The sequence below is a fragment of the Paenibacillus sp. FSL F4-0243 genome (genome assembly GCF_037963295.1).
Classification (GTDB): Bacteria; Bacillota; Bacilli; order Paenibacillales; family Paenibacillaceae; genus Paenibacillus_AQ.
In genome coordinates, this window is record NZ_CP150151.1 from 3,715,489 (window position 1) to 3,730,126 (window position 14,638).

Genomic DNA, 14,638 nt, shown 5'->3' on the forward strand with positions numbered 1-14,638 from the left:
CACTTAATACCAATTGCGTACGATGCTACAAAATTAAAATGGCCCTATCAAGCACAAGCAATGATGCCGGAGCCTAAGCAATCCAATGCATATGTTATTTATAAGAGAATCAGATTTGATATCCGACCCTAAAAACATCGTTAGACCTTGCTGACGATGTTTTTGATGTTATAACCACATAATGTTTCTCCCTTATAGGACAAAGGTTCGACAAAAAGGAGGTGTATTCTCCCTAAATGGAGAATATTGGAGTATGAGAAAATGCTAGCGGAGGGAAGTAACATGAAATGATTAATAGATCTAAACAAAGATCTAGGAGTATCAACTGCATGTATAGCAGTATTAATTCTGAGCTACCAGCATTATAGAAAGCTAACTGATGTATTATTATTTACGAAATCAGATATAGATGGACAATGATTTTGTTACATCTCTAAATTACTACATAGGATAATTTTTTATCGTAATATCATATTATAACTAGGAGAATGGGTATGTATATCTCGAGTATATCTATAGAGAATTTCCGGAATTTCAAAATTGATACACATATAAATTTTAATGAGGGTATGAATGTAATTATCGGCCATAACAATTCTGGCAAATCAAATTTGCTTAAAGCGTTAGAATTAGTTCTTAGCGTAAATTCACCTAAAAAGCTCACTGTAGATGATTTTAACAAAGAAGTCACAATTGATGATCTGAAAAAAAGATCCCCAAGGGTGACTATTTCAGTGATCTTTACCGAATCCAAAAATGAAGAAGATTTTTCAGAAGATTTAGTTACAGTAGCGAACTGGCTCATCGGGTTAAAAAAACCTTATCAAGCAAAATTGACTTACTCATTTTACTTACCCGAAAAAGAAGAAGAAGAATATATTAATGCGATGAAATCCGAAAGTTCGATAAACATAGAGGACTACTGGCTTATTATAAAGCATAAGTTTTTACGAAAGTATAAGTCTAGTGTATACGGCGGAGATACTTTACTAAAGCAAATTGCTGACACAGAATCACTAAATAAAATTGATTTTCAGTTCATAGATGCCATTCGTGATGTTGAACGTGATTTATTTACTGGAAAAAACACTCTATTAAGAGAGGTTATCGATTTTTTTATGGATTTTGAAATTAAGAATAATGACCAAAAAGATAAAGATAAGAAAACACAAGAAGAAGAAATCGAAAAATTAAAAAAAGATTTTTCTGTTAACGCTGCTGCTCTAATTAAAACTCTCCAAGATCGAATGGAATACGGAAAGAAAGAGATGTTAAGTTACGCTAAGGATACAGGGGCTTCTTTTGGCAATGCTGTTCCTGACTTTGACGGAAATATTTTGGATTCCGAACTATATTCTGCACTTAGATTAATAGTAAAATATGAAACTGGAATAACTATACCGGCTACTCACAATGGTTTGGGTTATAATAATCTGATTTTTATGTCTTTGCTACTTGCCAAGATGCAAAAGGATGCTTCCGGTGATTATTTAGGAAGTAATGCTAAGACATTTCCTATTTTAGTAATTGAAGAACCTGAGGCTCATTTACATCCAGCAATGCAATATAAATTTTTAAAGTTTCTTAGGGAAAATGGTAAAAGCAAAGCTAGACAGATTTTTATAACAACACATTCACCAAACATTACTTCAGCGGTTTCTTTAGATGAAATAATGTGCTTCCATCGAACTGATAAAAGCCAACTGAATATTGCATATTTAGGAAGAATTTTTGAAAATGATCCCAAAGGAAAAGCTTACATAGAAAGATTCCTTGATACCACTAAATCTGATATGTTGTTTGCAAAATCCGTGATTTTCGTCGAGGGACTAGCAGAACAATTAACAATGTCTATATTTGCTAGATATATTGGCCATGATTTAGAAGGTGATCACGTAGCTGTAATAAATGTTAATGGAAGATATTTTGATCAATTTCTCAAGCTTTTTAATACAAGTCAAAAATTCACCCTACATAAAAAGGTCGCTTGTATTACAGATTTAGATCCTGTGAGATTAGAACTTAAGAACATACCAACTTCTAGTGATGATTCGGATAAAATCAGTTTAGATGATGATACCAAATGTTTCCCCTTTGAACTGTATTCAGATCCAGATAAATATAGATATTCTTCTTGTACTAATCCGTTAGTATATCAAGTCCAACCATATAACATCCGCTGTTTTTCCCAGCAAATCGATCAAGGTAAAACATTTGAATATTCTTTATGTTATGAGAATCCTGGCTGTTCATTAATTCTAAATAAAAACATGACAAATTATAAAGAACTCGTTGATTTATTTGATTTATTTAAAAATGGGAAACCATTGGAGTCTATTCTAGATAGACTAGGAAAAAGAGGAGGATTACGTGCAAGAATTACCGGTGGTATTGAAAATTATTCTCGGAGTCAGAAAAAAGAGCATGTTCTAGCTGCCAGATACCTTAGCTCTGTTAGTAAGGGGGAGAACGCTTATGAACTTGCATATAATCTAGAGCAAAATTTAGATAGTGCTAGTAAAATCCCTTTTCAAGTTCCACAATACATAAAGGATGCGATCGTATGGATTTCGAAATAATATCTGCTGATTCTACAATTCCAATTGAAACTCACTTTAAAATCGTAGCAGGGCCCGGATCTGGTAAAACAAGATTTCTAATAAACCATATTCAAAATATACTGCATCAATCGCAGCGATTAGGAAGAAATAAAAAAATAGCTTGCATTACATATACTAATACTGGTGTTGAAACTATTATAAAGAGACTTCCCAATGGTCATGATCACGTTGAAGTATGTACTATCCATAGTTTTTTATTTTTGCATGTAGTAAAGCCTTTCTTATCTTTAATTAGTGAGAAACATAATATCAATATCCTTAAAGTTAAGGGGCCAAGTGATCATTTAATATCAGGTTTTTTTAAACAATGTGTATTAGAAAATAAATATCGACTATCTAATGCTGATGTCACCAAGAATTCATTTTGGTTAATTGATAATGATAATGCTTGTAAACTTCATATTAAAGGTCGAATAGCAGATATGCATGCTGACCTCTATAGATACAAACAGATGTTTTGGGAAAAAGGAATCATTCATTATGATGATATCCTAGCCCTATCTTGGGAAATAATGATTTTACATCCAGATGTTTTGAGAGTGATTCGTTCGAAGTTTCCATATATATTTATTGATGAGTTTCAGGACACTTCTCCTATACAAACAAAAATTATAAAAATGATCGCAGAAAAAGAAACGATTATTGGAGTTATAGGGGATTCAGCTCAGTCCATTTACAGTTTTCAAGGATCTGATATTATACAATTTGAGGAATTTAATCTAGAAAACAACGTTCACTACAAGATGGAAGACAACCATAGAAGTACAGTACAGATAATAGATTTGTTAAATACAATTCGACCTGATATTTATCAAAAGAGCCCTAAAAACAAACAAGGCAATTTGCCTACTATTCTCATCGGGCACCCCTTAAACGCAGTGAAATATATTGAAGATTCTCTCAATCTCAATAATGAAGAAGAACTTTATACACTCTCTTTTTCTAATATACGGGCTAATTCTATAAGAGATAAGATAGATTATACGGACAATATAATATCCGAAACACTCGAATCTATTTTCACTAATAATGATAGCTCTAATGAACGAAGAAAAATCATTATTTCCATTATTAAAGCAATAGAATATGCACGCCTTTCCAACTTTAAAAAAGCAATTCAGGAGATAAACAGGAGTTCTAATCAAATAAGTAATGAAAGAAAAGGATTGGAGATCATCCGGCAGTTATTAGCTGATTATAGCGATTTTAATGAACAACCAATCCAAAAACTATATGAGAAAATTTTGACTCTAAATATCAATATACCTGTTATTTCCAAAAGGAAAATCCCAACAAAAATAGAGGTGTTTTATAACAGCAAGAAATATTCAGAACTTGTTTTATTAATATCAAGCCAAGAGAATGTTGGGAAAGATCGAACTATACATCAAGCAAAAGGAAATGAATATGAGAATGTATTAGTGAATATTCTTCCGCATAATCAAAATTACTCCGAAAAGAGAGAACTCGGATTTCTTTTGAATCCTGATGTAATTGCTAAAGAAGATCACCGAGTTTATTATGTGGCTGCAAGTAGAGCTATGTCGAATCTTTATTTTTGTGTACCAAGTTTATCTCCAAGTGCTACAAACAAGTTGAGCAAACTATGCAATATTCATTTTTTAACATAAACTTTAGACAAACCAATATAGTACTGTCGTCTAACAATTGGAGTTCAGTTATTTTGGACTTTGACCTCTAAATGAATAAAGCATACACAGAAATTAAACGTTCCCATCTTTAGATTGAATCACGTTCCGTATTTAATTAGGATTTATAGAGGTTATAGAGTTTTAGAGAAGCACTATAATGATTCCTTAACAGATCTCTTTGGAGTTTTTTGTTTGGAGATAGCCTGAATTAAGGGGTTCGTTTGCTGTATTATTTGTATCTTTAAAGGCAATTAGTGAATAATACATACTGCTAAACTTAACTATACAAGTGAAGTGCGAATAGGTATGACCATCACGTTTGTAAAATATAAATTGGCAGGAACGAAAGTGAATATCCGGAACTTCAGGGATAGAGTTCTACCTACGATGTTTCTAATGTTTATAGCTGTGATGCGATGGTGTTAAAAACTTATAGAGGCTCAGCATCAGTTATACTACTACGGCGAACCTTTTGGGCAGTCACCACCGCAATGCCGCCAACGACAATTTCCAACTTGCTCTTCTGAATAGCTCGGAATTCCTTCAAATACACCAGCCTGTGATTTGTCTGTACGTTTCCGGATATTTCTCGCGGGTGGTGGAATGCGTGTGAATCCCTACGAAGGCACTGGGGGAGTATCTTGATGAAACTATTTCCCACCAAGATTTGATGATTCTCTCTACAGAAGGGCACTTCAGATTAGTGAGGCGGCTTGTATCCGTGGTCTTGTGTCGAGCAGCTAGGACGCCGTACTATGAGTCCGGCGTCCTTCGGATCGTCAGCATATTGGCACGCATCCACCTGCTGCATCAGAAAGATCATCCGACCGGAGTAAAGGATAAACGATGGACCGTTTCGGCCTATGTTCCTTTATTTCGCTTTGGTGTCCTTGGAGACACTCTAGAAGAAGCACGCGCTAATGCTATAGATTTAGACAAGCTGAGCTTGAAGTAGCTAAATGAGAAGGTAGAGTGATCCCTGAAGACACTGCGATCATCGAGCCCATTTGCTTTGATGATGATGGGATTCAAAAAGTAGTGTCTTAAATTCCAACATCAATGTAATAAACTTTCTAATTGAATTTTTCACAGGCAAGTGATATCTTTAATTCATAACATAATAATTACCAATTCAAGAGGAAACACCTCTCACAGTAAATACTGGGAGAAGTGTTTCCTCTTTTCATTTATTTAAGGGGGAATCGATCAATGAAGCGACTAATGTTAACAGAACCTCATTTGAAAACCAGTGAGCAGAAAACTTAATATTTGCAGAGCATTAATGGATTAGTTTTAGGACAGTATGCCCTAGAAGAAACAATCACGTTCCCGAAATATGATGGGATAAAAGCAAGATTTGCAGTATTTACAAGTAGCGGTGAGAAGTACATTTTTTCTGCAGAAAATATGATCACTGGCAAAGGGATTCTTTTGCCTTTTGAGGGGGAATAGGACAGTGATGTAGCAATAAAAGCTTGTTACTCGTCAATTGTGCTATATGCTTTACTGCTTAACTCAAAGATCATATTGTAGTTTATTAATGGAGCTGCTGGCAATCATGTATAGAGTTCTCACTACATTTGACTCCCGACACCGAGGTTAAATCTGCAGATGGATTAAATAATCACATCACGGTAGATAATTACGAAGTTCTTACAGATGTAGTGTGGATTAAGGATAGGATGGACGAATGCGAGACAGAATCGATTGTTTAAGATCGAATAGATAATCCTTCTCCTGACCAGCTGCGCGTTGAGCTGCAACTCGTGCTCCTAGTTCTTATTCCGGAAGAACCGGTTTGCCGGCGACAGCGGCTGGCTACTCAGCAAACCTGTAGCTCGAGCTCCTGGTCTTCCCGGAAGCACTGGGGGAGTTATTGATCCGACTTGGTTTTTTAGTTACCAAATTGTCAGGTATTGAGGAACAAGTTTTAGACTGAACAAGAAGAAGGTGTCCATACTTCAGGTACTGATCCGGACGGTATCTGGCACAACCGACCTGTCAGCCTCTTCAAACAGCAAAAAAAGCCCAATGGAACGGCTGATCCGGTCACTTGGGCTTTTTTTGCCTGGTGCGGTTTCACGGCTAAAAAGGCTTATAGGCCCTTCCAGATTCAAGATAAATGCTATTGGTACTTTAAATAAAATGTTCCTTCCGATTCTTCCCATCACAAAATGAAAAGTTTTGGTTTAAATTCCTCTCCATAGTTGGCAGATAAGCGAACGAGATGCATTACTGCACCACCGTACAAATAAACCAGTGCATTGAGTTCCAGCTCATTCTTTTTAGTGATCATCATAAAATGGGCTAATTCTGGCAGTTCTTCTGGCAGCGTAGAATTCGAATCTGTCACCATTTCGACATATTGAAAAACCTGATTGTCAAACGAAGTTTCCGACATAATCCAATCCCGCAGTGGATCAAACGTCGATTCTAATATTGCATCTTGACCGATGCAGTGAGCCAAGAAATTGAATGCATACTTGGCGATAACTTTATAGTAGTCCACTTCTTTGTACGTTAAGTGCTGGTGAGAACGCATGCGGTAAACGGATTCTTGTTGGGATAAGATATTGATCTGCCCCGTTTTCAAGTTTTGAAGGTGCTGTACGAGCGTCTGAAGCTCAAAACCATCACCCTGAGCTAAATGCCACTCTCCAAGATGAAAGCCCAGCAGCGCCGTCTCCGCAGGCATATGATCGGAGTGGACATCATTAAATCCGTCTTCAGGGCATTTCAGCAGACGTTCGATAAAGGGTTCCCAATCATCCTTCTCTGGAATATGGATCTGAAGAGTTCCCTGCTTAATCTGGAGAGTAGGAATGGAATACGGTTTACCCAAAGAGATATAACATAAGCCCACTTCTTCAGGATTTTCATTTGCTTCAAGGTCACTCGGGTTATAACATGCACATGGGACATGGAGGCCTTTTTCGAACTCAGCGATCCGCGCTTCCCAGGTCCGTGAAACTGACGGGGAATGGCAAGGGGGGAATTCCGCATAAAGGACCTTTCCCACCGTGAGAAATGTAAATTGACTTCATCACTGACCATGCCTTTAGATAAGCATTGAATGCCCCCTAAACCGGCACTCAGAATGTGCTCTTCTTCTACAAAGTGAGCACCGTCAGCTTCTGTTTTTCGTGAGTAAATGCATGAATTCTCCATATGACTTCTCCAACGTATCCAAGTTATCTACTCCCTACACTACGGATGAATGCTGGACATGTTTCATTTGTCCCAAATTAGCCATTCACTAGCAAAGTAGGACCCGTGGCGAGCCTGAGAAATAAAGTGTTAGACTCGGCAAATAAAGTTGTAGACTGACGATGCTTCATTAAGCTAATCCTCTATTCAAATGAAAAAAGGATCAACGAGAAAGAACTGGTTAATCTCATAATACGATGGGCAGGATAGCTCAATAATTTCGCGAATACTCAACATATAGTGTTATTTGCGAAGTTAGTAAATAACTTGTTATACGAAATCCCCTGAATTCTGAAGTAAGGAGTAACATAGATGCAAATAGTAAATGATTTTTACACAAGGTGGTTCAAAGATCAAGAGATGGCAAGTTCATTCTTAGCAAGATGCTACGAAGATCATAATGATAATTACATTCCACGAAGACTTGCAAATCAATTAGCTAGAGTTATTAATTTCTCTGATTTTTGTATGGATAACAAAAGTGGAAATCGAAGTGTTCAGATTTTTTTCTGGATGTCATTAATTGAATCAATAGAATACATTTATTTTCCGGATAAGGATTCGGAGAAGGTAGACAAATTAGGTGTTATCTTGAACTTCTTTAGAAATTATGTATTGGAAAATGATAATCCATACTATTTAAGAATTTAAGAAGGTCTATTATTGATGAGAGATTCATTAATGAAGAATTTAACATCGATATAGTTACAAGGATCCTTTACTCAATTAGAAATCAATTTGTTCATGGATTAGAATTTCATACTTCAATTTTCAGTGAATCAAATAATGATAACTGGTTAGAAACAATAAAGTTAAGGGAATTTAAAAAAGATGAAAAAGATGAACGCCATTATGAAATGTCGATTACATATCAACAATTAAGAGAAATAATAATTAGAAGCTATATTAACTTAATTGAAGAAGAGCTTGCCAAAGAAAAACTGTAAAGGGAATTCGAAGAAGAGGCAGACTAGTTGCTCGGTGCCCCTTGAGGCTTAAGCCAGTGAGGATTCGTTAATGCGGGAACGTTACTCATATGAGCTTTTTGATAAGTCATTGTGCTAACGGGACACTATAGTTCAATAATGAGAGGGCTGCCGAGAGGTAGCCCTTTGTTCAACTAACGGGCAGTTTAGTTGAACAAGATAAGTGGAGGTTTTATGTCGCTTTTGACGCATATAGCGAAGTAACAAAGAGTTACGCATCCGATAATTATGAATAACGTCTTCGGAAATATAGATTTGAAAAATGAGCATCTCTAATTAGGGAGATGCTCAAGTTAACTATTTTCTTAAATGGTTAAGCAATTCTTTTGCAGCATCTAGTCGAACCTGTTCATTTTCCGCATTATTTGCTAAGTTTTGCAAAATTGCTAACATATCATCTATAACTTGCTGATTTGAATTAATTTGATTTTCACTATTTTTTGTGGAGACATTAATAAATTGATCTAGTTCAGACTCCTCATAGCTTCCTGGATATTTACATGTAGTTCTTGGATTCTTTAACATCGTTTGAATTGAAGCGTTTAGAGAGTCGTAAGGTACAGCTTTTAACCAAGTTATACTTTTTGTATGTGGCATAAACAGATCTAGGTATTCCGATTTCCATTCGTAGGAACCATTGATTTTGCCAATATGAACATAGTCATTGTTTTCTTTTTCGCGAATTAGTATTAAATCGCCTTCCATAGTATTTACAAACGTCTTAACGGTACCAAGATTCGTTCTTAAAGATTGTCCTTCGTACTCATATTCATTGTGTAAAATTTCTTTGATCTGATCCATTGTCTTACCTGTCAAATCACCAGTGGCATGCCAACCAATTGCTACTAAGTTTTTTTCCAAGAAAAGTGGAAGTCGTTCGATATTATGTGGTTTAGATCGAAGCATAAAAATATTCAATACCATCACCCCTTTTTTACTTAGTAACTTTATAAGTAGCTACTAAGTAGGTTAAAAATAACTTATAATAAGTTCTATGTTTTGTCAAGGTTTTTTTGTTTGCTGCACAGTACGACGATATTGTGTAATAAAAGAAAGCGTGCTTGTTCAAATAACGGGACACTTTAATTGAATGATACATATTCAATTAGCAGGCGCTACGGTAGCCTGCTATTTTCATTGAAGTAACGGGCAGGATAACGGAAAAAATATGGAATTTATGGATTGCTATTATTATAATAGAAGCTTAATAATACTTGTTTATTGGAGATGATAGATGCGTGATTTATCGTAGAAAGACATACAAAATTGACCCTCAGATAGTACTTGATTTTAATGAACATTTTAATCAAACACTCTTACCTGCACAGTTAAAATATGGTTCAAGATTAGTTGGCAGATGGTCAACCGAGGAAATAGATGGTGTGGTGGAGGTATTTGCTATTTGGGAATATGACAGTTACGAAGATTATGAGAAGATTGAATCACAAGTGAAAAGTGATGAAGAACACGTAAAGCGAGTGCAGGCTTGGTTCGATAAAATCGGGCGTGAGAACATAAGGAGATTTATAAAGGACAAGACAAAAGAGGAATTTATAGAAACGACAGTACCAAGAGAAAAAACTATTCTTACATAATGAATTACGTTGAGCTAACGGGACACGATAGTTGAATAATACACTTTGATGAGCAGGTGCTTTGGTATCCTGCTCTTATTATTAAACCTAACGGGTAGGATAATTCAATAGCTTTTTAGGCTTTTATGGTAGCATTGATAAGATAAGTTAATGTCATCGTTTTTAGAATCAACAGTATGAAACTATTATAGGAGAGTCCTAAATGAAAAAGAAAATGAACTATTTAATCTTACTTTTTACGATCTTCTTTGTGGTTGGTTGTACCAATATAGAAGATACATCCAATACAGATGTAGAAATAGATTCCCAAGAAGTAGTAGCCACAGTTGAAACAAATAAAAATTATGAAAAAGAAGAAACTGTCACTACGGTTGTTGACGAGCCAGTAGTAGTGGAAACGTCGAGTGTTCCTGTTGTGGAGGAAATACGAACCCCGCCAAATAAGGAACAGTTTCAAGGATATAAGCTTATCGAGGTTGATGGTGGTGATTTGTCTGGGCATCGCGAACCTAATATTGTTGTTGACGTTGGTTTTGGGGAGCGTGAATATTGGGCATTTACGAATGAATACGGGCAACTAGTGCGTGTCATTGCTACCAAAATTATTCTGCAAGAAGACCGTAACGAACCTGTATTATCGTCTGGCAGATACTACGCAGACGAGGCAAAGGTTCCTGGTGTCGAAAGTGAGGTTCTAGATGAAGGACATGTCATTGCTGATTCTCTCGGAGGTGTATCGAATGCGTATAATATTACCCCGCAGGACAGTACACTCAATCGACATGGTAATCAAGCTTATATGGAAGATGCGATACGCAAAGCAGGTGGAGCAACTAATTTTGAAGCGATTATCACATATCCGAATACAAAAACCCAAATCCCCTCAAGTTATCAGTATACCTATACTTTAAAGGGTAACGTGATCATCGATAAATTCGACAATGTGAATCCTGATGAAGTAAACGCATCACTTGGTTTAACAGGCAGTGAACCTACTGATTCAACTAGTTCAAATACAAACGGTGATATATCCAGTGTTGATACAAACGGTAATGGACAGGTGACGATTAAAGAAGCTAAAGCTGCAGGTTACAGTATGCCAATAACGAGTGATCACTGGTTATACCCATATATGCACGATGCTGATAAGGACGGTATGGTAGGTGAGTAAGCCCCAAAGAAGTCTAGGGCAAAATAAATGAACGAAAGAACATTTTCCTCGTTGGAAAATTTATTAAGTTCAGCGAGAACCGCTAACCTAACAGGCAGTTATGCGCAACTTCCAGGGAATGTAAACGTTTAAATAACGTAAGGAACGGCAGTTAGAGCCGAAGGGAAACATGCACACCCAGGCAATAGAAGCTATCCGCTGCAGAAAAGGTTGATGAGGCAATCCAAAGACTTATAGAGCAACAAGGCAAGTTAAACTTCAATAGCTTTTCCACAGAGTAGGGCGTCTCTAAAGCCTACCTTTATCGCGAACGAATAGAAACGCTGCTCAATCAGCAAGAAGGCATGTCCTCTGCTAAACAAACGTGGAATGACTGAAACAAGCAAGAGCGTTCTCATCGCTGCTAAAAACAAGCGGATATAAGAACTCCAAACTGAAAACAAACAACTGGGGGGATGAGTTCGGGACATGAAGGAAAGACCGGCTAAACCGAACGTTTCGCCGTTGTAACCGATGGAGGAGGCAGACAATTCATGGGAGGAACGAATGTATGGGATGCGGAGTGGGAAGTTAACGAAGAGCAGTCGCGAACGCTGATCGGCAGACAATTCCCTCAGCTGTCATCGAAGCAAGTGAAGCGATTGGGCTGGGGCTGGGACAATACGGTTTTTCTCATCGGTGACGAGTACGTATTCCGGTTTCCAAGAAGAACGATTGCAGTTGGCTCGATTCGTATGGAAGGGAAGCTGCTGCCGATGCTGGAGGCATATATGACCATCCCCTATCCGAAACCGTTGTTTTATGGCGAAGCAAGTGACGGATACCCGGCACCATTTCTTGGCTATGCCTACGTGCCAGGAGATTTCCCCATCGGTTTGACGGAAGAACGCCGGGCTTTATCGGCAGAGACGCTGGCGAAATTTTTGCGGAGATTGCATGAGTTTCCGGTGCAGGCGGCGCTGAAGTGCGGAGTTCAGCAAGATCATCGAAGCTTGACGGACATAGCATCGCGCAAAGTGAAATTGGAGGGCTTTCTATCGAAGGTGGTTGAACACTTGTCGCCGGCGGAGTCCGGTGTGATCGAAGCGTTTATTAGCAGGTTACAAACGGACCGTGTCGAGGCGGTGAATGCAATGCTACATGGCGATCTTCATTTCAAAAATATGCTTGTGAATGAGAAAGGGATCGTTTCCGGCATTATTGATTGGGGCGATCTGAGCGTAGGCCATCCGCCTTGAGATTTGAGCGTTGCTTACAGCTTTTTACCACCTTACGCTCGCGGCGTATTTTTCGAAACGTACGGGGAGCTGACGAGGAAACGAAGCTGCTGGCGCGGCTGATCGCGGTATACATCCCCGTACTGATCTTAATGCAAGCGGTCGATGACGGGAATGAAGCGATTGCGACAGAGGCGAAATCCAACATCATGCGGGCACTGTCGGATTAGGCTCATTATTTCGTTGCGGCTATGGGGCTATGGCTATCGGCACCATTTTGTCGTTTAAAAGCCGTGATAAGGTACGATTCGCCTTCTCTGATGCTGCTTTATGTTAAGGAACACGAATTTCAACAACAGAGTAAGTCATTGAGCTAACGAGGAACGATAGTTAAATAGAGGAACTTGACGAGGCTGCCAAAGATGTTTGGCAGCCTCGTTGTGCTATTGGGAAGGGAAATTCAACGAATGATATCGTTATAGTGGGGAAGGGATAACAACAGGCATCCCTTCGGAATCAATATTCATTAACTAATTTCCATTTAACCCAAAAGCCCGAGAACCTAATTTTTGTTTATATAAATTTTCAAACGCATAAACTTGTACGGGAACCATTGATTTAGGCAAAGTATGCAAGATTGAAAACTGAAAGAATTTATAACGGCTTGGGTCGGTTTGTAACAAATCAATTAATCTGGAATTTCCACCATGTGGTGTATCTACGTAATTCCGCCAACGACCTAATAGTCCATGCTGACCACTAGCGGAGCCCACATACTGATTCCCCGTTGTTGTATCTACGATAAGGTAAATGCCTGCTACAGATGATAGCATCGTATGCCAAATACGGTTTGCGTCGGGATTTCTAACGATTATACCTAATTCCTCATAAGTTAAAATAGTCTCCGTAAAACCTGGAAACTCCTTGATATACCCAAAAGGTAATATTTCTATTACTTGCTTTGGTCGATCTTCATGTACCCATTGATGCCAGCTTCTACTTGATGGCCCCCAATCGATAACCAGACAATCAATCATATCAACCAGTAAGTCAATTTTACTGAACTCATAATGAAAAAGTGGTTGGTTTAGTATATCCATATAGGGATAACCAAAGGGAATATGGACTGTATTGGGATCAAATAGTGAACCATTTATTTTCTCATAAGCTCCAATAAATATTGCTTTTCTACCTTCATCTCCTAAAAAAGACAAGATGTAATCGCATTCTCCAAATACATCTTTGCTTTGGAGGCTTTGATAAAAATCTAGCATTCCATTTTTATAAAGAAATTTTGTGTCGTAATTTGGGTCCTGATGTCGTACTAACTTAATTTTTTTCGTTGTATCAAATCCTCGCATTTTCATGAGTTCCGTCAGATTCATTAGTAACATCCTTCTTTTTTTGTCTTGAAATTGGAGATAAAGAGAAATTCAATTGTGAGGAATTCTTGATGATGTTTGTCCTGTAAATCATACAATATTAGAAGGGGGGTGAAGCAAACCTATTCGTTTAAATCAATAATTTGACGTGAGAATATAAAAGCTGTTTTTTATATTAATTTAACCAAGTATGAATTTTCAATGAGATAGAAATCAAGCGAGCGATCATTACTTATGTGCTCTGTACCAGGATGAGGGTAATCTTTTTCTTTAATAGAAAAATACCCTTGTCTCTTAATCACTTTCTGTATGTAGTTCTCAGAGGCTATAATAAAGTAACAATTTCTTGGAATGAATTTTTCATTTTTCTTATATGTCCGAACAATCAATAAGAATTTATTGATTGTTGTAATTTTTTCAAGATTGTCCAATATATTATCAGACATCTTTTTATTAAACGTAATATCTTCACACATCTTATCGGGATTTGATTTATTTGTATGATGATTTCTTGTTTTGATAATGAAACTAGGCCCATTTAAATCGTAAACAGATTTCAACCATTCTCGACCAACATCACAATAGACTTGGTTACTTGGCATATAGTATACTCCTTTGCATCAAGTTTTTACCTATTTATTGTATTTGCGTGTGCGGACAATAATCAAAGTTATTACAATTGCTGTAATGCAGAGAAATCCAACACTGATCAAAACTGTAGTATCGAAGAAAAAAATCATGTTTTGTATTTTCAAGTTGAATCAATTCAGCTTGTGCTTGCTTTTCTTTAATCGAAGATAATTCAAA

At 37.2% G+C, this 14,638-nt stretch carries 10 protein-coding genes and 1 pseudogene; 7 read left to right on the top strand and 4 right to left on the bottom strand.

Annotation, left to right across the window (positions count from 1 at the left end; all coding sequences use genetic code 11):
• Positions 1-494 precede the first annotated feature (494 nt).
• The 3 genes from NSS87_RS16285 (at position 495) to NSS87_RS16295 (ending at position 5,228) form a co-directional block, all read left to right on the top strand.
• Complete coding sequence (locus NSS87_RS16285; RefSeq protein WP_339241269.1) at positions 495-2,579, top strand: AAA family ATPase; 2,085 nt, start codon at positions 495-497, stop codon at positions 2,577-2,579.
• Positions 2,564-4,252, top strand: a complete 1,689-nt coding sequence (locus NSS87_RS16290) for an ATP-dependent helicase (protein ID WP_339241272.1) — start codon at positions 2,564-2,566, stop codon at positions 4,250-4,252. The genes NSS87_RS16285 and NSS87_RS16290 overlap by 16 nt, the downstream gene beginning before the upstream one ends.
• A 742-nt stretch (positions 4,253-4,994) precedes the next feature.
• Complete coding sequence (locus NSS87_RS16295; RefSeq protein ID WP_339241275.1) at positions 4,995-5,228, top strand: hypothetical protein; 234 nt, start codon at positions 4,995-4,997, stop codon at positions 5,226-5,228.
• 1,212 nt (positions 5,229-6,440) lie between these two features.
• Here the strand turns inward: NSS87_RS16295 and NSS87_RS16300 are convergent.
• Entirely contained in the window at positions 6,441-7,115 is a 675-nt protein-coding gene (locus NSS87_RS16300; RefSeq protein WP_339241277.1) for a hypothetical protein, read from the bottom strand.
• A 677-nt stretch (positions 7,116-7,792) separates the two neighbouring features.
• Between NSS87_RS16300 and NSS87_RS16305 the strand changes: the two genes are divergently transcribed.
• Positions 7,793-8,131, top strand: a complete 339-nt coding sequence (locus NSS87_RS16305) for a hypothetical protein (RefSeq protein WP_339241279.1) — start codon at positions 7,793-7,795, stop codon at positions 8,129-8,131.
• A gap of 632 nt (positions 8,132-8,763) precedes the next feature.
• On the opposite strand, the gene NSS87_RS16310 is transcribed toward NSS87_RS16305, so the two are convergent.
• Complete coding sequence (locus tag NSS87_RS16310; RefSeq protein ID WP_339241281.1) at positions 8,764-9,384, bottom strand: hypothetical protein; 621 nt, start codon at positions 9,382-9,384, stop codon at positions 8,764-8,766.
• Positions 9,385-9,704: 320 nt separating this feature from the next.
• Here NSS87_RS16310 and NSS87_RS16315 point away from each other — a divergent pair, with 320 nt between their 5' ends.
• The 3 genes and pseudogenes from NSS87_RS16315 (at position 9,705) to NSS87_RS16325 (ending at position 12,679) form a co-directional block, all read left to right on the top strand.
• Positions 9,705-10,061: an NIPSNAP family protein gene (locus NSS87_RS16315; protein ID WP_339241283.1), complete on the top strand. Its 357-nt coding sequence runs from the start codon at positions 9,705-9,707 to the stop codon at positions 10,059-10,061.
• Between the two features lie 202 nt (positions 10,062-10,263).
• Positions 10,264-11,232 (top strand): DNA/RNA non-specific endonuclease, encoded by a 969-nt coding sequence (locus tag NSS87_RS16320; RefSeq protein ID WP_339241285.1) that lies wholly within the window; start codon positions 10,264-10,266, stop codon positions 11,230-11,232.
• A gap of 533 nt (positions 11,233-11,765) precedes the next feature.
• Positions 11,766-12,679, top strand: a pseudogene (locus NSS87_RS16325) (phosphotransferase).
• A 300-nt stretch (positions 12,680-12,979) separates the two neighbouring features.
• Here NSS87_RS16325 and NSS87_RS16330 read toward each other — a convergent pair.
• Both NSS87_RS16330 and NSS87_RS16335 read right to left on the bottom strand, forming a co-directional pair.
• Entirely contained in the window at positions 12,980-13,834 is an 855-nt protein-coding gene (locus NSS87_RS16330) for a GIY-YIG nuclease family protein (RefSeq protein ID WP_339241287.1), read from the bottom strand.
• A gap of 167 nt (positions 13,835-14,001) precedes the next feature.
• On the bottom strand, positions 14,002-14,433 hold the full coding sequence (locus tag NSS87_RS16335; RefSeq protein ID WP_339241289.1) for a hypothetical protein: 432 nt from the start codon (positions 14,431-14,433) through the stop codon (positions 14,002-14,004).
• Positions 14,434-14,638 lie beyond the last annotated feature (205 nt).

Excerpts from the sequence above, each read along its gene's own strand:
- NSS87_RS16330 (WP_339241287.1), bottom strand. The coding sequence starts at position 13,834 with ATGAATCTGACGGAACTCATGAAAATGCGAGGATTTGATACAACGAAA.
- NSS87_RS16290 (WP_339241272.1), top strand. The coding sequence starts at position 2,564 with ATGGATTTCGAAATAATATCTGCTGATTCTACAATTCCAATTGAAACT.
- NSS87_RS16320 (WP_339241285.1), top strand. The coding sequence starts at position 10,264 with ATGAAAAAGAAAATGAACTATTTAATCTTACTTTTTACGATCTTCTTT.
- NSS87_RS16335 (WP_339241289.1), bottom strand. The coding sequence starts at position 14,433 with ATGCCAAGTAACCAAGTCTATTGTGATGTTGGTCGAGAATGGTTGAAA.
- NSS87_RS16305 (WP_339241279.1), top strand. The coding sequence starts at position 7,793 with ATGCAAATAGTAAATGATTTTTACACAAGGTGGTTCAAAGATCAAGAG.
- NSS87_RS16285 (WP_339241269.1), top strand. The coding sequence starts at position 495 with ATGTATATCTCGAGTATATCTATAGAGAATTTCCGGAATTTCAAAATT.